This is a genomic window from Nocardia spongicola (assembly GCF_047200775.1).
Classification (GTDB): domain Bacteria; phylum Actinomycetota; class Actinomycetes; order Mycobacteriales; family Mycobacteriaceae; genus Nocardia.
Genome location: NZ_JBJZOO010000003.1, coordinates 362,792 through 380,895 on the forward strand (window position 1 = coordinate 362,792; position 18,104 = coordinate 380,895).

Here is an 18,104-nt window from a genome sequence, read left to right on the forward strand (position 1 = left end):
ATGATGGACCGCGTGTCCGCTCTCGACCTCGCCGACCTCGATCCCGAGCAGGCCGCAGCGGTACGCGCGCCGCGCGGTCCGGTATGTGTGCTCGCGGGTGCAGGCACCGGCAAGACCAGAACCATCACCCATCGCATCGCGCATCTGATCGCACAGGGGCACGTCAAGGCCGACCAAGTGCTCGCGGTGACCTTCACCGCGCGGGCAGCGGGGGAGTTGCGCTCGCGGTTACGCGGGTTCGACCTCGGTGGTGCCGCGACCCAGGTACAGGCCCGCACCTTCCACGCGGCGGCGTTGCGGCAGTTGAAGTATTTCTGGCCGCAAGTCGTCGGTGAGGTGCCGTGGCGGTTGGTCGAGGCCAAGTTCCCGCTCGTCGCGCAGGCAGCGGGCCAGGCAGGGCTGCCGACGGCCGCCGAAAGTGTTCGTGATCTGCTGAGCGAGATCGAATGGGCGAAGGCTTCGCTTATCGCGCCGGAGGATTATGTGGGGGTGGTCGCCGAGCGCGGGCGCGAGACGCCTCGTGATCCGCGGCGGGTCGCCCAGGTCTACGCCGACTACGAGAAGCTCAAAGTGACGCCGGAAGGGCTGTTGCTGGATTTCGACGATCTGTTGCTGCACACTGCGGCCGCGCTGGAGAACTACCCGGCAGTGGCCGACGAATTCCGTGGTCGCTACCGCAGCTTCGTCGTCGACGAATACCAGGATGTCACCCCGCTGCAGCAGCGGGTGCTCGACGCCTGGCTCGGTGAACGTGACGATCTCACTGTGGTCGGCGACGCCAACCAGACGATCTATTCGTTCACCGGCGCCACACCGCGATACCTGCTCGATTTCTCCCGTCGTTTCCCGGATGCGACGGTGATCCGGCTGGAGCGCGACTATCGTTCGACTCCCCAAGTGGTGTCGCTGGCCAACCGGGTGATCGGGGCTGCGCGTGGCCGCATCGCAGGCACCAGGCTGCGTCTGATAGGCCAGCGGCCCGACGGACCAGAGCCGACATTCGCCGAATTCAGCGATGTGCCCACTGAGGCCGCGGCGGTGGCGAGTCAGATCGCCCAGCTCATCGAGGCGGGTACTCCTGCCTCGGAGATCGCCGTGCTCTATCGGATCAACGCCCACTCGGAGAGCTACGAGCAGGCACTCACCGGCCAGGACATTCCCTATCAGGTGCGTGGTGGTGCGGGATTCTTCGCCAGGGCCGAGATCGGACAGGCGGTGCGGGCGCTGCGCCAGACCGCGTCCCGCGACGATCTGCCCGAACAGGCGCGCAGTGGTAGCGCGCTGGTCAGACTGGTTCGCGCGGCGCTGGCTCCGATCGGCCTCACCGCAACCGAACCGGCAGGCACCCAGGCACGGGAACGCTGGTCCGGGCTGGTCGCGCTGGTGCGGCTGACCGAGGAACTGGTCGCGCACGACGATCGGCTCGACCTGACCGGGCTGCTGCGCGAACTCGCGATTCGCGCGGAGACCGGACACCATCCCACGGTGCCAGGTGTCACTTTGGCGTCGTTGCACGCCGCCAAGGGGTTGGAATGGGATGCGGTATTCCTCGTCGGCCTGTCCGACGGCACCCTGCCGATCGCGCATGTCCTCGCCGATGACGGTTCGGTCGCCGACGAAGCCGCTCTGGAGGAGGAACGGCGGCTGTTGTATGTCGGAGTCACAAGGGCGCGCGAGCAGTTGCGGCTGTCGTGGGCGCTGACCAGGAACGCGGGCGGCAGGCGTACCCGGCGGCGCTCGCGTTTCCTCACCGGTCTGGTTCCCGACCACTCGCCCGCCTCACGGATCGCGCCTGCCACCGATGCCCGCGAGCAGAAGCGGTTGCCCACCTGCCGGGTGTGTGGCCGATCCTTGCTGAATGCCACCGACACCCTGCTCGGGCGCTGTTCCGGGTGTCCGGCAGAGCTGGACGCCGAACTCTTCGCCGCACTGCAGGACTGGCGGCGTGAGAAGGCCGCGGAGTCGTCGATCCATGTGCAATCGGTGCTCAGCATCAATACGCTGACCGCCATCGCCGAGCAATTCCCCAGGGATGAGCAAGCTCTGGCGGCTGTTCCCGGTATGGGGGATTACAAGATGCGGCAGTTCGGTGCCGATGTGCTCGCGATTGTCGCGTCCAGACTCAGATCGGTCTCGCAAAACCGCAGGTAGAAAATATGTTGTCGGTATCGAAGAAATTGTTTTAAGGTGGGTTCAACGCACCGGGATGGCATCTCGGCGCGTATTACTATCGACACACCACGAGTACAGGAGGGAGGCAGAGCGATGGACAGCATCACGACTTACGGCGCCGATGGCGTCGCGGCCTATGCGCCCACTGCGGCCTCCCGGGGGATCCTCGCTTTGCAGGGGATCGGCCTGTCCGGAATCAGCGATTCAGGCATGTTCGGCACATACGCGAATGTCGCCGCCATGCCGTTATTCCGCTGCGCTGATATCCAGGGCAAGCCCGGCGGTGATCGGTACCCGCTGCCTGTTGTGGCAGCAGGCGTCCGTGTGGACGAAGCCGCCTTCGAACCGGCAGGTTCGCAGGCAACGCGCCTCCGCACCGCACATCCAGCGACCGTGATCAGGACTCGACACAGATGTCGACCTAGGTAGGGACCTCTTCCCCTGACCTCCTGGCCACGGATCGCATCACAGCGAAATCGTGGCCAATTCTCTTCCGGCCTTCAGCCACCGGCAGCGGTTTCGCGGCATAACAAAACGAACCGCTGCATATAGCTGAAGGAGAACGACGTGTTCACCGCCCAGAGCTGGCCACAAGCCGCTACTGACGTGACATGCCGCACCGTGGCGTCTACCACCCAGACCCAGGAGGTCAACACAACTCTGCCCTGCCGTGCGGGCGACCCCGACCTCTGGTTCGCCGAAAGCCCGGTTCAGTTGGAGCAGGCCAAGGCGCTCTGCGCCACCTGCCCGATCCGTAAAGGCTGCCTGACCGCGGCCATGGATCGGGGGGAGCCGTGGGGTGTCTGGGGCGGAGAAATCTTCGACCAGGGCGTCGTGATCGCCCGTAAGCGCCCGCGTGGCCGTCCGCGCAAAGTTCCGGTTCTGGCGTGATCGTCAGCCCCGCGAACAGTAGCCGATATCGCTACCGAAAGCCCGGCTCATCCGAGAGCGGAATACCGCATGAGCCGGGTACGACTTCCCTCCCTCCGGTCGATGTGCCCGATCGGGTCCCCACCGGCCCGCATCGAGCCAACGAACGAGAAAGCAGGACAGCCGCTCACCGATCCCCGGTGAGCGGCCGTCCTGCGTTCCCCGCTACGCCGTGTTGCGCTCCTCGCGGAATCCGGGCATCCAGGTACGGACGAGTTGCATGAACGGCAGTTCGGCATCCAGCTGGGCCAGAATGCCGACAGAACCACCGAGCACTCGGAAGATCATCACGTAGTCCACCGGAAGCTGCAGTGCCCGTGCGGTTTTCATCTCCGGGCTGGAGAATTCGGAAGCTTTGCCCGCTACTCGTTGCATCCAACGACGGGTGAAGTGGAACGAGTCGGTCTGGATCGGGTCGGTGAACGGCCGTAGGTAGTCGGCGATTTCTTGATGAGTGACGGTGCGGCCGGGAATCACCCAGCCGTGGTCGTGGAGCAGTTCGGTGAGTTCGGAGAACCGCTCCTCTACTGCCAGAGCCAGCATTCTGCCCAGTATCGGGGGAAAGCCGTCGGGCATCGGGGCACAAGCACCGAAATCGATGACGGCGAGCCTGCCGTCGGGCAGCATCATGAAATTGCCCGGGTGCGGATCGGCATGCAGTAGTCCGACGACCTCCGGAGAGGAGAAGTGGAACCGTCCCATCAGACCCGCGACCTTATTGCGTAGTGCGCGGGTGCCCTCCGGGTCCTCGGCGCCCTGTTTGATGATCGTGGAAACGGCGGTGCCGTCGAGCCACTCGGTGATGATCACCTTCGGCGAGCTCGCCACTACCTTCGGCACCATGATCTCACTGTGGCCGTCGAAGCTCTTGGCGAAGGCGCGCTGATTCGCCGCCTCGTTGCGGTAGTCGAGTTCCTCTTCGGTGCGTTCGGAGATCTCGGCGAGAATCGGTTTCACATCCGCGCCTGGGATCACCGAGGAGATCAAGCCGGTCATCCTGGAGAGTGTTTTGAGGTCCGCGCGCAGCGCCTCGTCCGCACCGGGATACTGCACCTTCACCGCGACCGTCCGCCCATCCGACCACACCGCCCGGTGTACCTGGCCGATGCTGGCCGAGGCGGCCGGAGTGTCGTCGAAGTCACGGAGGCGGGTGCGCCATTGGAGGCCGAGCTGCTGATCCAGCACGCGGTGGACGGTTTCGGCAGGCATCGGCGGTGCCGCGGCCTGCAGTTTGGTCAGTGCCTCGCGATAGTGCTCGCCGAACTCCTCCGGGACCGCGGCCTCCATGACGCTGAGCGCCTGCCCGAACTTCATCGCACCGCCCTTGAGCTCACCGAGTACGGTGAACAGCTGTTCAGCGGCTTTCTGATTGAGCTGGGCGTTGATCTCGGACTTGTCGCCTCCGGCCAGTTTCTTACCGAACCCTACGGCGGCCCGACCGGCGATGCCGAGCGGAATCTTGGCCAACTTGGCGTTGCGGGACGAGCGACGGCGCGCAATCTCTGACACGTACCCATCATGGCGGACGTGGTCATGGTTCTGCTACGGAAATCTTGATCACCGGTTTGTTTCCGCACCGGTATCCGAGAGCACCCGCGCGCAGACGCATGCGGGGTGGCGGTGCCAGATCCGCCGGTCGAGAGCGTGAGAATCCAGATCCAATTCCATGGTCGCGTTCAATGTGGCAGGTGGACGGTGTGGCGAACATTCCAGGATCGCCTCGAGTTCGCCGAGTGCTACCGCAGTGGTCGCGGTGATCCCGGCGGGGGAGGCGTGGCCGACTCGGCCGAGTAGTTGAGCGGCGAGATGAGGCCAGTCGGTGTCGTGCTGCGCGCGGATCAGTTCTGCGCAGCGCAGGCAGCTGGTGGCGCCGGGCAGCACCAATGGTCCGATGACGCCTTTATTGTCCCGGATACGTAGTTGCAGGTGGGGGATCCGGTATAGCAGCAAATCGTTGACCAGCCGTGGGTCCGGCATCAACGCGTCGGCGAGTATCACCAGGTCCGCGCCCCAGGTGCGGGCTGTCGCCATACCGTATGGATAGTCGAGGGAACGGCTCGGGCGGATACCGAGTGTGCACAGTCCGGCCGAGACCGAGTCGGACAGGGGGCCGAGTCCGTGTACCCGCACCGCCCGGACCGGACCGGCCCGATTCCCCGGGTGTTCGAGCAGCCCTGCCTCGTCGATCAGCGTGAGTAGCGTCCCGGCGTCTTCTGGTTCGATGCCACGCTCCCCGGCCTGCCAGATGATCTGGGGTTTCGTATGCAAACCATCCAGCAGGCGCAAGAAGGTGAGAACGGTGTCGGAGTCCATGCCCTCCGGGCCGAGTAGCACCGCGGTCTCGGGGTCACATCCGAGCTGGACGATGCCGGTCGGGCGGACCAGGACGGTCACCCTCGGACGCAACCGTGGACCGCGACATGTTGTTGGCATAACAGCAGTATGCGCACTGCGTGATGACCACTTCGGTGCCGAATCGGGGGTTGTCCACAGGGCGGTGCGCCACTCACAGGACGGCGTCAGGTATTCGTATCGCCCTGTTCGCCCTGGTCGGTCTCGGTGCTGCCGCCCTTACGTTCGCGTTCGGCCCGCTCCCGCGCTTCGGTTTCGGCGAGCTGCGCCAGCGGGTCGTCGAAGGAGGTGGCTTCGCCGCCGATCACCGAGTCGATGAAGCCCGCGGGCGCGTCGAGATCGGCGGAGTCCGGCAGGAGATCCGGGTGCGCCCAGACCTGATCGCGCGCGGTCATGCCCGCGTCGGTAGTGAGCCTGCGCCATAGTACCGCCGCTTCGCGCAGTTTACGCGGGCGCAGTTCCAAGCCGACCAGGGTGGCGAAGGTCTGCTCGGCGGGACCGCCGGTGGCACGTCGCCTGCGCAGCGTCTCGGCCAGAGCACCCGCACCGGGCAACCGATCGCCGACCGCGTCGGTGACGACCACCTGAACCCAGCCTTCGATCAGCGCCAGCAGTGTCTCCAGTCGTTCCAGCGCCTGCTTCTGTTCCGGAGTGGTCTGCGGTTCGAAGGTGCCCTGCGAGAGGATCTCCTCCAGCTTCGACGGATCGCCCAGGGACATCGGATCGATGTTCTGCGCGGCCTGCTCCAGCGCGGAGAAGTCCATCCGGATGCCGCGTGCGTAGTCTTCGACCGCACCGAGCACCTGCTGGCGCAGCCACGGCACGTGCCGGAACAGCCGCTGGTGCGCCGCTTCCCGCGCGGCGAGGAACACCATGATCTCGCTTTCCGGTTGTTCCAGTCCCGCGCTGAACTCCGCGATCGCCGCGGGCAGCAGTGCCGAGATACCCGCGGGACCGAGCGGCAAGCCGATATCGGTCGAGGTCAGTACTTCTTTGGCGAGCTGGCCGAGCGCTTGGCCGAGTTGCGAGCCGAAGGCGAGCCCGCCCATCTGGCCGAGCATGCCGACCATCGGTGCGGCGAACTGCCTGGCCTCTTCGGGCAGTGCCGCGGTCCACATTCCGGAGACCTGTTCGGCCACCGGGTCGCACAGTCGCTGCCAGGTGGGCAAGGTCTGTTCGATCCAATCATTGGCGGTCCACCCGACCGTCTTGGTCGCGCCGGCGGGTAGCGTGGTCGCGCTGTCCAGCCACAGTTCGGCCAGGTGCGCGGCATCCGCCAGCGCGCTCATGGCCCCTGAGGTCACCGGGGGGACATTCGCGCCGAGCTGCTGGCGGGCCAGCCGCTTGGCGACGTCGTAGTTCACCGGCCCGGCCTGCGCCGATCCCGGCTGTCCCATACCGCTGAGCATCTGGCCGAGCGAGGTCAGCATCTGCCCGAGCTGCGCCGGGTCGAATCCGCCTGCGCCGGACCCACCGATCCCGAGGCCGAACGGATCGTTCGGGCCGGGGCCGCTCGGCTCGTCACCGCGTTTACGTTCGTCGTCGTCGCGGTTCGAGAATCCGAAGGGGAGGTCGTTCATGCCCTTTACGTTACGCGTGCAGCACATCGTCTCGGTGTTCGCGCGGTGCGAAACCGGCGGCGGCGCGTCCGGGGGAAATGACCGCCTGCGCCACAGCGCGCCAGCAGTGATCGCTACTGTGGGCCGAGTGAATCGTCGGATCCTCACCCTGGTGGCCGCGTTGCTCCCGGTCCTGGTACTCGGTGCCGTCGGCAGCACGTTGACGGTGCCGTTCGTCGCATTCGGTCCGGGGCCGACGGTCAACACCCTTGGCACGGTGGAGGGCGAGGGTGCCGAGGTTGTCGACGTCAAGGGGGTCGAGGTCGATCCGACCACGGGGAAGCTCAATATGACTACGGTCTCGGTGCGCGATGGGCTGAGCATCTTCGAAGCATTCGGCTTCTGGGCCAGTGGTAGGTACGGTCTGGTGCCGCGTGCGGAGGTCTATCCGCCCGATATCCCGCGCGAGAAGATCGATGAGTCCAATCAGCGGGATTTCGAAGCCTCCGAGAACAATGCCGAGCTCGCCGCGTTGCGCTATCTGAACCTGCCGACAGCAGTGATGCTGGATGAGATCGTCGACTCCGGTCCGGCTGATGGTGTGTTGCGTTCGGGCGATGAACTGGTCAGCGTCAACGGCGCGCCCATAACCACGCCGAAGGACGTGATCGCCGCGGTGTCAGGACAAGGACCGGGCAGCCAGGTGACCGTGGTGTATCTGCGGGACAGTACCGAGCAACAGGCGACTATCACCCTCGGCGCCCGCCCCGACGACGAAACCAAGGGCTATCTCGGCGTGACCGTACGGGAGGGTGCTCGGCCACCCATGCGAGTTACCTTCAACCTCGCCGATATCGGCGGCCCCTCGGCGGGGCTGATGTTCAGCTTGGCGCTGATCGACAAGCTGACTCCGGGGGAACTGAACGGTGGCAGGTTCGTGGCGGGTACCGGGACCATCGAGGAGGACGGCGTTGTCGGTCCGATCGGTGGTATCCAGTACAAGATGATGGCCGCGCAGGAGAAGGGAGCGGATACCTTTCTTGTGCCAGCCGCCAACTGCGATGAGGCCAGGCAACGGACTCCTGGGGGCCTGCGTCTGGTGCGGGTCGAGAATCTCGCCGGTGCGGTCGAATCGCTCAACGCGCTCAACGCGGGTAAAGAGCCGGTCGGCTGCGGATGAGTGCTCACCCAAGGGTGTGGTGCAGTGCCTCGATGAGATTCGGCGCCAGGTTCGGGTAGGTGCGTAGGTCGAGATCGTCCTCGGCATCCTCGGCGTCCGCTTCGGGGCGCAGCTGGAGCAGGCACAGCGAGGCGCCCTCGCGCAGTACCGCGGCGAACAGCCGCGCCTCCCGGCGCTGCGGATAGGCTTCGGCGGCGGCGCGCGCGGCCGCATCGACGGCATCCGGATCGGCCAGTACCGGGACGAGTGCGTCGTCCAGCGTCGATTCGGCGTCCGGTGGGAGTACCACGATCTCCTGTACCAGCAGGCACCCCTGGACGGCGGGTGGCCAGCTGGTCGTGGCCAGGAATTCGTCCAGTGCCATGGATCCGCCGGTCACATCCGATGGAAAGGCTTCCTGTGCCACCGGGGTGAGTTCGTCGCCCGCGTCGAGCTGATCCGCCAGTTCCGGTTGCGCTGCGACCAGATCCGCGGTCGGCACCAGCGCGAACATCTGCGGCGGATGCCCCCATCCTTCGGCATCGACGAATTCCGCCACCTCCCGGACGGAGCGGGCGAGGACGAGTTCGGCGTGCAGGTCTCGAGTCACGCGACCATCCAACCAAATCTCCTGCCTACGGCGCCGCCACCCCGGACGATCGGCTGTTCCGCGCGACAAGCACAACCCCCGTCGGTGGAAGCATGTCCGATTTCCGTAGAGTAGGCCGAGACGGTCCGGAAGGATCGACCCGACATCACATCAACCGAACATCGGACTGCGGCGCGACGGCTGAGCGTATCGGTACGAGCGTCGCCGGACCTTTGGAGCGTGGCATCGTGGGCATGCGGCCCCCCACCGGTTTACCCTCGCTGTCCCGACGCAGCCGTGCGCTGCTGGTGGCGGCCATCGTCCTAGCGGTGCTGCTGCTACTCGGGCCGCGGCTGACCGACACCTACACGAACTGGCTCTGGTTCGGTGAAGTCGGTTTCCGCGACGTGTATCTCACCGTGCTACTTACGCGCATCCTCCTATTCCTCGCGGTGACGGCCTTCGTCGGGCTGGCGATCTGGCTGGCATTGCTGCTGGCCTACCGGACCAGACCGGTATTCGTGCCGGTAGCGGGTCCGAACGATCCGATCGCGCGGTACCGAACCACCGTGATGAGCAGGCTGCGGCTGTTCGGCGTCGGCATCCCGGTGCTGCTCGGTCTGCTGTCCGGCTTGGTGGCTCAGTCGAATTGGGTGACGGTACAGCTGTTCTTCAACGGCGGTTCGTTCGGCGAGACCGACCCCGAATTCGGTCTCGATGTCGGTTTCTACGCCTTCGATCTCCCCTTCTACCGGATGGTGCTGAACTGGCTGTTCGTCGCGGTGATCATCGCGTTCTTCGCCAGCCTGGTCACCCACTACATCTTCGGTGGGCTGCGGTTGACCGGGCGCGAGAGTGTGCTCACCCGGCCGGCCCGTATCCAGCTTGCTGTGCTCGCCGGGCTTTTCGTGCTGCTCAAGGCCATCGCGTACTGGTTCGACCGCTACGAGCTGCTCTCAAGTAGCCGCAAAGAGCCCACCTTCACCGGTGGCTCCTACACCGATATCAACGCGGTGCTACCCGCCAAGCTGATCTTGCTGTCCATCGCGGTGATCTGCGCGTTGGCGTTCTTCGCCGGGGTGGTGCTGCGTGATCTGCGCGTTCCCGCGATGGCGGCGGCGCTGCTGGTGCTGTCGTCGATCCTGGTCGGTGCGGTCTGGCCGCTGGTAGTCGAGCAATTCTCCGTGCGCCCGAACGCCGCGGACAAGGAGAGCGAGTACATCCAGCGCAATATCGCCGCGACCAGGCAGGCGTTCGGCATCACCAGTGAGAAGATCGATTACCAGGATTACAAGGGCGAGAGCGGTAAGAGCCCGCTCGATGTTCCCGCGGATGCCGCGACCATCGGCAATGCCAGACTGCTCGACCCGAATATTCTCTCGCCCACCTTCACCCAGCTGCGTCAGCTGAAGAACTTCTACGGTTTCCCCGAGTCGCTGGATATCGACCGGTACAGCATCAACGGCGATATGCAGGACTACATCGTCGCGGCCCGTGAGCTCTCTCCCGAGGCACTGAGCGGTAATCAGACCGACTGGATCAACCGGCATACGGTGTACACCCACGGCAACGGTTTCGTCGCCGCACCGGCCAACCGGGTGAACAAGCCGCAGTCCGACGACCCCAACGCGGCCGGGGGCAGCACCGACAGCGGCTACCCGATCTTCATGGTCAGCGACTTGTTCACGCCTGCGGACAAGCAGCAGATCAAGGTGGATCAGCCTCGGGTGTACTTCGGTGAGCTGATCTCGCAGTCCGATCCGGATTACGCGATCGTCGGTGCGACAGAGGGCCAGCGTCCCCGCGAATACGATTCTGATACCGCGCAGTACACCTATACCGGTGAGGGTGGTGTGCCGATCGGCAACTGGTTCAACCGGCTTGCCTTCGCGGCCAAGTACGCCGAGCGCAATATCCTGTTCTCCTCGGCCATCGGGGAGAACTCCAAGATCATCTACAATCGCAATCCGCGCGAGCGGGTGCAGAAGGTGGCCCCGTGGCTGACCGCGGATGGCGACGCCTATCCCGCTGTCGTCGGTGGCCGCATCGTCTGGATCGTGGACGCCTACACCACGCTGGACAAATACCCCTATGCGCAGAGCACCTCGCTGGAGGGCGCGGTCGAGGACAGCATCGACAAGCGGACCGGCAGGCTGTTGCCACGCAAGTCGGTCAGCTATATCCGCAACTCGGTCAAGGCGACCGTCGATGCCTACGACGGCACTGTCACGCTGTACGAGGTGGACTCGACCGACCCGGTGTTGCAGGCATGGCGCGGAGTGTTCCCCGGCGCGGTGAAGCCGGAGAGCGATATCTCGCCGGAACTGCGGGCCCACTTCCGCTACCCGGAAGACCTGTTCAAGGTGCAGCGGGAAATGTTGACCAAGTACCACGTGAACGATCCACGAGAGTTCTTCACCAACAACGCGTTCTGGTCGGTACCCGCCGATCCGACCGCGGAAGGTGGGACCACCGCCAATCAGCCACCGTATTACGTGCTGCTGGGTGACCCGAAGACGAACAAGCCGACCTTCAACCTGACCAGCGCCATGGTCGGGTACAACCGGCAGTTCCTGTCGGCCTATATCTCCGTGCGGTCGGACCCGGAGGGCTATGGCAAATTCACGATTCTGCGCTTGCCCACCGACACCCAGACACTTGGTCCGCAGCAGACGCAGAACCGCATGACCACGGCGCCCGAGGTCTCGCGGGAGAAGACGCTGCTGTCCAATTCGAACAAGATCAAGTACGGGAATCTGCTGACCTTGCCGGTGGCTGACGGTGGCATCCTCTACGTGGAGCCGTTCTACAACGAACGAAACACCGGCCCGAATACCGCGACCTTCCCGCAGCTGCTGCGGGTATTGGTGAGTTACCGGGATGCGGCAGGCAGCGTCAAGGTGGGTTATGCCTCGACCTTGGCGGAGGCGTTGGATCAGGTGATCCCAGGTGCGGGTGCGTTGGCGACGCCATTCGGTGGGGAATCGGCGAACAGGCCGAAACCCGGCACCACTCCATCGACGGGTGAACAAGGCACCGATGGGGAAACCGGTAGCACCGAAACCCCGCCTGCCGCGGCTGCGCCTGAGCCCGCGACGGGATCGTCCAGCGCCAGGGACGCCGCGGCGGCCGAACTGGATCGGAAGATCCAAAATCTCCGAGATGCCATGCGCAGCGGGAATTTCCAGGACTTCGGTCAGGCACTCGACGAATTGGACGCCGCGGTCAAGGCCTATCAGGAGGCGAGCCGCTGAGATAGGCCACCGCTGCGAATAGGGCACCACACTACCGACAGACGCCGCCATCGTTGTGATGGCGGCGTCTGTCGGTCTCTATGGGATCATGTATCCGGTCGCCATGAATCGGCGGGGGATCAGCGGCCCATCGAGTCGATCAACGCGCTGTTCTGGTCCAGGATCTGCTGGAGCGGGCCGCCCAAGCCGTACTGTTCGGCGAGATCGACAGCGGCGGATGTTGCCTGCTCGAGGACGGACTGTGGGCTGTTCGGCATGGGAGCGGGTACGGCAGGTGCGGGCTCAGGCGCGGTCACCGGTGCCGGAGCGGAGGTGCCGGGGCGCAGGTACTGACCGCATGTCGGCCACGCGCCGACGCCCTGGGTGGCGAGCACGTTCTCGGCGACGCGGATCTGCTCTGCCTTGCTCGCGTTGTGCGCATAGCCCCTGCCGCCGTTCGCGGTCCAGGTGCTGTGCGAGAACTGCAGGCCGCCGTAGTAGCCGTTTCCGGTGTTGATCCCCCAGTTACCGCCACTTTCACACTGGGCGACACCGTCCCAGTTGTGGGTGGGTGCCGCGGCGGCCGAGGCGGTGGAGAATGTGAACGGGATGGCAACAAGAGCGCCGGTGACGGCGGCGATGCCGAGGGCGCGGGTGCTGAACTTCCGGTTCTCAGTCATGGTCGTTTCCTTCCCTGCGCCCGCCGGCCCGGCGTTGAACTGCCGTGCCCCTGTCCCCAGGTCGTCGGGGATCCTCGAACCGCGGGACAGGGTCGCCGGTGTTCAACGGTTCGAGTTCGAGCCCATCACGGTTGATCAGGGCCTTGGAGTGACGGTAACGAAGAAATCTCGGCAGATCACGTCTTGATAACACCCGGAATTGCGTGAAACGAATGACGCGGATATCCGAATCTTTGCAGGCGGGAAAGGATTTTCGGACAATAGAAACGCCACGAGTTACACCATTGTCATGTGATCGATATCACTATGAAATCGTGATTCATGACACGTTTGAAAGTTTCAGCATGTGACATTCGCGCGCCCACATGCGGATAAGCGGGTGGGTTCCGTGGCGTGGACGGTCGGAGGTTCGGTGAAAATCCGGACCAGTCGGCTCTGTTGATCGCGTGCCCTCGGGGGTTGTCTGATGAACATCCTGCCGACCAGGCGATTTGCAGATTTTGTGAACCTGTGTGTAATGTTGTGTTCACCGACGCGGGGTGGAGCAGCTCGGTAGCTCGCTGGGCTCATAACCCAGAGGTCGCAGGTTCAAATCCTGTCCCCGCTACTGATGGCCCTGGTCGAGGAGAGTGAAACCTCCTCGACCAGGGCTTTTTCTTCTTCTCGGTCCTTCATGCGACCTTCGGCTGTCGGTCTGTCGTACCGGTCGCGCATGCGGTGTCGAGATGCTCCGCTCCGATACCGCGATCATATGAGCCGCCGACCAGCCCTTCGGATTGAAAGCTCTGTTTCTTTCGCTACGTAGTTTTCACGGGGGCTCTGTCCGTGCCGACGGTCTCCTTCTGCACTGCCGGTTCGAAGATTGATATGCACTCGGATGCGGCAGGCGAGACTGTTCAGCTCGTCCTCGTATTCCGGTACGGCAAGCTCGGTGTCCACGATATCGGACCGATTACATTCCGCCGGAATATATTTCGAAATGATATTCGGCAACGATGCCGTCATACGCTTTCGAATCTGCTTCGAAAGCAATCGGCTTCGAGTGTCGAGCCGATCACGTTCGGCTCAGGGCGGAGTGTTGTTCGTCCGGTGTTGTCTTGCGCCGCAGACTATCCGGCGCGTGTGGTGGCCGCAGTATCAAGCGAGGCGCGGGTCGTGCTATTCGTTCCGGTGGCTATCAGTTTGTGATGCTGGTCCGCTCCGGCTCGGCAACTCTTCGCGGTTTCAGCTGCCGCCCTCGGAAACCGTGGTGGTATCCGTGCTGTTCGCCGCACCGCATTGTGGCCGGATGATCATCGCCCGTACCTGGTCCGGCTCCGGGATGGACCGGAACGAACCCTCCCGGCAGAAGCCGTCCGGTCGTACCGATAGCGCGAGCATCCCACCGGTGTGATCGAAGAGGTGTTGCCCAGAGCGGATTTGGCAAATTGGCGGCTACCAACCTATTGACTGCTGGCGAATTCGGAGGAAACTGGTTATTACACCGGAAAACCGAGAAAGAGCCGTACATGTCGGCGGAGACGTCCGTGGATGTGGATGACGCTTTTTCAAGATCCGGCCAGGCCCCCGGCAAGCGAATCGGAAACGGGGAGCAGAGGCGACGACCGATGCTCACGGATTCGAGGAAGGCTGCCGGGGACTGTTCTGTGTAGGGGGTTGTCCGGTGTGTGGGGATATGTCCGGTACGTGGGGCGATAGCGCGGGCTGCGATATCGAGCTCAACCGGAACTGTCGGCGATTCGGGCCATCTCGCGGGGGTGCGGATGGTTGACTAGCCCGGTGCAGGCTGATTCCGCCGCACTTCAGCAATCCATGTCAGGAGGCACCGCAATGCCCACTCATGATGGAAGCTGGCCGCAGGGAACACCGTGCTGGGTCGACTGCCAAGTCGATGATCCCGCGCGCGCCCGCGAATTCTACGGCGAACTCTTCGGCTGGGAGATCGAAGACAGCCCGCCAGGGGCGGGGGAATACCTGATGGCGATGCGCGCGGGCCGCGCGGCCGCAGGCATCGGTCCGAAGCCGGAGGGTATGCCGATGCCCTCGGTGTGGACCACCTATTTCGCCGCCGACAGTGCTGACGATATCGCCAAGAAGATCGTCGCCGCAGGCGGTTCGCTGATCACGGAGCCGTTCGACGTGCTCGATATGGGTCGTATGTTCGTCGGAGCCGACCCGACCGGTGCGGTTTTCGGGGTCTGGGAAACCAAGGCCCACAGCGGTGCCGGTGTCTACAACGAACACGGCGCCTACTGCTGGAACGAGCTGAACACCGGCGACTACAAGCAGGCCCAGGAGTTCTACGCCAATGTATTCGGTTGGCATTACACCGAAACCGGCGACGGACACAACTTCGTCTACTCCACCTTCAGCCTGACGCACGATGGCCGAGAAGTCGGTGGCGTCAACGACGCGACCAAGATGCCGGGCGACAACTCGTCCTACTGGTTGGCGTGGTTCCAGGTCGACAATACCGATATCGCACTCGCCACAGCGCGCGATCTCGGCGCCACTGTCATGACCGGACCGGACGACAGTCCCTATGGCCGAATGGGTGTCGTGCAGGGTCCACAAGGGGAGATCTTCGGCATCATCGACACCATGACCAGGGTCGACGAACCGCCGACCGGCAGCTGAACCCCCGGTGGCGGGGCGGCGGCACCCGTCACCCCGCCACCGGATAGCGAACCCAGCGGCGGATCAGTCCGCGCGTCGTGGCTCCGAATCGACCAAGCCGTGCTGGTGAGCGTAGACAACCGCGTGGATGCGGTCGCGGACGCCGAGTTTGGCCAAGACGCGGGAGACATGTGTTTTCACTGTTTCCTCACCGACACCGAGCTCGGCGGCGATCTCGGCATTACTGCGCGCGTCGGCGAGCAGCAACAGCACCTCCAGTTCACGGGCGGTGAGCTGGTGCACCTCCGCGGGTGTGCGGGGCGGGGCGAGAGTGGTTGCGAAGCGGGACACCAGCCGCCGGGTCAAGGACGGATCGATCAGCGCGTCACCGCGTGCCGCGATGCGGATGGCGGTGATCAGTTCTTCCGGCGGCAGGCTCTTGAGCAGGAACCCGCTCGCGCCGGCCTGCAATGCGCGATACAGATTGGCTTCGCTGTCGTAGGTGGTGAGTATCAGCACGGAGGTGCCGCCAGCGGCGACGATCGCCGCGGTGGCGGCCAAGCCATCGAGCTTCGGCATACGGACGTCGAGGATCGCGACATCCGGTCGCAGCCGAGAGGTCTCGGCGATAGCGTCGCGTCCGTTGCTGGTTTCCGCGACGCAATCCAGGTCGGCTTGGCTGTCGATAACCGCGCGGAGTCCGGACCGGAACATGCTGTGGTCGTCGGCGATCAGTACCCGGAGAGGGGGATTCATGATGCTCCGATCGGCATGGATACGGTGATGTGCCAGCGGGTGGCATCCCGCCCATAGGTGAATTCGCCGTCGAACAACTCGGTGCGGCGGCGGATCCCGTCGAGGCCGCGCGGGACCGGGGTATCGGCTTCTGCGTCCTCCGGGGGCGTTGGGTCGGGCGAGAGCGGGTTGGTCGCGTGTAGTATCACCCGCTTCGGCAGATAAATCACATCCAGCTGGGCGTGCGCACCGTTGCCGTGGCGCAGTGCGTTGGTGAGTATCTCCTGCACGATGCGGTACAGCGTGATGCTCAGGGAGTCCGGCAGTTCGATGGGAGCGCCGTGGGTGGTCACTTCGGCGTCCAGTCCGGCTGTGCGGACATGGTCGATCAGCCCGTCGATATCGGCGAGTCCGGGCTGGCGTTGTCCGTGGTCGTCACGTCCGTGCAACAGATCGAGCTGGCGGCGCAGATCGACCATCGCCGCCCGGCTGCTGGTTTCCACGGCGGCCAGTGATCGAGCGGCTGTCGCGTTCGCCGCGCCGTCGAGGGCAAGCCGTGCCGCGCCCGCGTGGATGCCGATCGCACTGACGTGATGTGAGATCACATCATGGAGGTCTCTGGCGATCGCGGCCCGCTCCTCGACCACAGCGCGTTCCAGTGCGGCCCGGTGCTCCTGCTTACGCAGCCTGGCGCGTTGCTCGATATCGGCGAGGTAGGCGCCTCGCGCCGCCGTGTAGTGGCCGACGAGCCACGGCATGAACCCAGCGGATACCGTTGTGATGAGCAGCAGCCGCCAGTCGTGTGCGGTGGGACTGTCGGTGAGCAGGTGCCCAGTGGCTATTCCACCGCACAGCAGCAGCATGGTCAGCACCGATGTCGGTCCGGTGAGCCAGGCGCCCGCTCGATAGACCGCCATCAGGAACCCCACATCGGCGAATCGAATCGGGAGTCCGTGCCGGTACAGCAGTAGTGCGGTCAGTAAGCGCACCAGGACATGGACGGCGGCTACCACACCTGCCGTACGCGGCGGTGCGGCCAATGCGAGATCGGCGGCGATGATCGCCGCGCTTGCCAGGGCCGCCTGCCAGGGCGCCACGGCGAACACAGCATGCAATGCCAGTACATCGAGCAGCGCGGCCACGACCGCGACCACCATGGACTGGCCGGCCAGCGATCTGCCGATATCCACCAGTCCACCACCGCCTCGGTTCGATCTCGAGTTCCGCGAGCGATCCTAGCGAGCTTCTTCGGCCCAGGGGCTGCCACGCAGGCATTATGCTGCGTCGAGGAAGAACCGGAGCTTGGTGATGTGGCCGGCTCCGGTGCCGAATTCCACGACAGCTACGCCACGCGCCTCACTGACAAGCACACTCGCGGTGACGGTTCGTCCAGCGGCGATCATCTTGCTCCAGCGCATGTTTCGCGCCCGGTTGGTGAATTCCTCCACCGATACCGGTGTTCCCACCGGAAGTTCGATATCGGGCCGATGGCCGAGCAGGGTGCGTACGCCGGCCAGATCGGTGTTCGCGGCGGCCGTGAAAACTCTTGTTGTGGTGATTTTCCCGGCGCGTCCCACCCCGGTGAGCGCGCGCATCATCCCGAGCAGCCCACCGAGCCCCTGATTGACGAGCAGTCGCGGGCCGAGTGTCAGCACAGCGGTCAGGCCGGGTAATCCGGTGCGCAGTAACTGCCAGACCATGGCGGCCAGTTCCCAGTGCGCGGCCAAGTGGACGATCTTCCACTCGCCTTCCTGCTCGACCAGCTGGTAGCGCAGGTGCATCGGGACGATGACGACGGCGCCGGTGGACATCGTGGTCACCACGGCCAGATCGCGCAGCACCGTCGGCGGGTGCACGACATCATGGTCGACCTGGAAGGTGATGACGTTCGGCTTGATGAAGGTGTCGTAGAAGCGCGCGATGGCGGCGCGGCCGATGTGCGGACGTGCGCCCACCGGATCTTCGACTACGGCGTTGTCGGCGAAAAGGCCGACCCATGTGGACTTGTCGTGCGCGGCGACCGCGCGTGGTGATGCCTGGACAGCCGTGAGCAGCGCTGCGGGGTCCAGCGGCATGACA

Annotated in this window: 14 protein-coding genes and 1 tRNA gene; 7 read left to right on the forward strand and 8 right to left on the reverse strand. The window is 64.7% G+C overall.

Annotated elements, in window-relative coordinates:
• The first annotated feature begins 3 nt into the window (after positions 1 to 3).
• Complete coding sequence (locus ACL02S_RS09535; protein WP_412801953.1) at positions 4 to 2,151, forward strand: ATP-dependent DNA helicase UvrD2; 2,148 nt, start codon at positions 4 to 6, stop codon at positions 2,149 to 2,151.
• 588 nt (positions 2,152 to 2,739) lie between these two features.
• A complete protein-coding gene (locus ACL02S_RS09540) occupies positions 2,740 to 3,063 on the forward strand; it encodes a WhiB family transcriptional regulator (protein WP_412801954.1) in 324 nt (107 codons plus the stop codon).
• A gap of 204 nt (positions 3,064 to 3,267) precedes the next feature.
• Here ACL02S_RS09540 and ACL02S_RS09545 read toward each other — a convergent pair whose 3' ends face one another.
• The 3 genes from ACL02S_RS09545 to ACL02S_RS09555 all read right to left on the reverse strand — a co-directional run bounded on the left by ACL02S_RS09545 (position 3,268) and on the right by ACL02S_RS09555 (position 7,034).
• Positions 3,268 to 4,611 carry an ABC1 kinase family protein gene (locus tag ACL02S_RS09545; protein ID WP_412801955.1) on the reverse strand — a complete coding sequence of 448 codons (1,344 nt, stop codon included), beginning with the start codon at positions 4,609 to 4,611 and terminating at the stop codon, positions 3,268 to 3,270.
• A 48-nt stretch (positions 4,612 to 4,659) separates the two neighbouring features.
• Positions 4,660 to 5,535, reverse strand: coding sequence for a hypothetical protein (locus ACL02S_RS09550; RefSeq protein WP_412801956.1), 876 nt, complete (start codon positions 5,533 to 5,535; stop codon positions 4,660 to 4,662).
• Positions 5,536 to 5,621: 86 nt separating this feature from the next.
• Positions 5,622 to 7,034 carry a zinc-dependent metalloprotease gene (locus ACL02S_RS09555; protein WP_412801957.1) on the reverse strand — a complete coding sequence of 471 codons (1,413 nt, stop codon included), beginning with the start codon at positions 7,032 to 7,034 and terminating at the stop codon, positions 5,622 to 5,624.
• Positions 7,035 to 7,161: 127 nt separating this feature from the next.
• Between ACL02S_RS09555 and ACL02S_RS09560 the strand changes: the two genes are divergently transcribed.
• Positions 7,162 to 8,193, forward strand: a complete 1,032-nt coding sequence (locus ACL02S_RS09560; RefSeq protein WP_412801958.1) for a YlbL family protein — start codon at positions 7,162 to 7,164, stop codon at positions 8,191 to 8,193.
• 4 nt (positions 8,194 to 8,197) lie between these two features.
• Here ACL02S_RS09560 and ACL02S_RS09565 read toward each other — a convergent pair whose 3' ends face one another.
• A complete protein-coding gene (locus ACL02S_RS09565) occupies positions 8,198 to 8,782 on the reverse strand; it encodes a PPA1309 family protein (RefSeq protein WP_412801959.1) in 585 nt (194 codons plus the stop codon).
• A gap of 227 nt (positions 8,783 to 9,009) precedes the next feature.
• On the opposite strand from ACL02S_RS09565, the gene ACL02S_RS09570 reads away from it, so the two are divergent.
• Positions 9,010 to 12,015 (forward strand): UPF0182 family protein, encoded by a 3,006-nt coding sequence (locus ACL02S_RS09570; protein WP_412801960.1) that lies wholly within the window; start codon positions 9,010 to 9,012, stop codon positions 12,013 to 12,015.
• Positions 12,016 to 12,134: 119 nt separating this feature from the next.
• On the opposite strand, the gene ACL02S_RS09575 is transcribed toward ACL02S_RS09570, so the two are convergent.
• Complete coding sequence (locus tag ACL02S_RS09575; protein WP_412801961.1) at positions 12,135 to 12,674, reverse strand: transglycosylase family protein; 540 nt, start codon at positions 12,672 to 12,674, stop codon at positions 12,135 to 12,137.
• A gap of 533 nt (positions 12,675 to 13,207) precedes the next feature.
• Between ACL02S_RS09575 and ACL02S_RS09580 the strand changes: the two genes are divergently transcribed.
• The 3 genes from ACL02S_RS09580 to ACL02S_RS09590 all read left to right on the forward strand — a co-directional run bounded on the left by ACL02S_RS09580 (position 13,208) and on the right by ACL02S_RS09590 (position 15,311).
• Positions 13,208 to 13,281 (forward strand) — tRNA-Met (locus tag ACL02S_RS09580).
• 642 nt (positions 13,282 to 13,923) lie between these two features.
• Positions 13,924 to 14,067, forward strand: coding sequence for a hypothetical protein (locus ACL02S_RS09585; RefSeq protein ID WP_412801962.1), 144 nt, complete (start codon positions 13,924 to 13,926; stop codon positions 14,065 to 14,067).
• Positions 14,068 to 14,504: 437 nt separating this feature from the next.
• Positions 14,505 to 15,311 carry a VOC family protein gene (locus ACL02S_RS09590; protein ID WP_412801963.1) on the forward strand — a complete coding sequence of 269 codons (807 nt, stop codon included), beginning with the start codon at positions 14,505 to 14,507 and terminating at the stop codon, positions 15,309 to 15,311.
• 63 nt (positions 15,312 to 15,374) lie between these two features.
• Here the strand turns inward: ACL02S_RS09590 and ACL02S_RS09595 are convergent, their stop codons facing one another.
• The 3 genes from ACL02S_RS09595 to ACL02S_RS09605 all read right to left on the reverse strand — a co-directional run bounded on the left by ACL02S_RS09595 (position 15,375) and on the right by ACL02S_RS09605 (position 18,100).
• Complete coding sequence (locus tag ACL02S_RS09595) at positions 15,375 to 16,046, reverse strand: response regulator (RefSeq protein WP_412801964.1); 672 nt, start codon at positions 16,044 to 16,046, stop codon at positions 15,375 to 15,377.
• Complete coding sequence (locus ACL02S_RS09600) at positions 16,043 to 17,215, reverse strand: sensor histidine kinase (protein ID WP_412801965.1); 1,173 nt, start codon at positions 17,213 to 17,215, stop codon at positions 16,043 to 16,045. The genes ACL02S_RS09595 and ACL02S_RS09600 overlap by 4 nt, the downstream gene beginning before the upstream one ends.
• A gap of 84 nt (positions 17,216 to 17,299) precedes the next feature.
• On the reverse strand, positions 17,300 to 18,100 hold the full coding sequence (locus ACL02S_RS09605; RefSeq protein ID WP_412801966.1) for a nuclear transport factor 2 family protein: 801 nt from the start codon (positions 18,098 to 18,100) through the stop codon (positions 17,300 to 17,302).
• Positions 18,101 to 18,104: the final 4 nt, after the last annotated feature.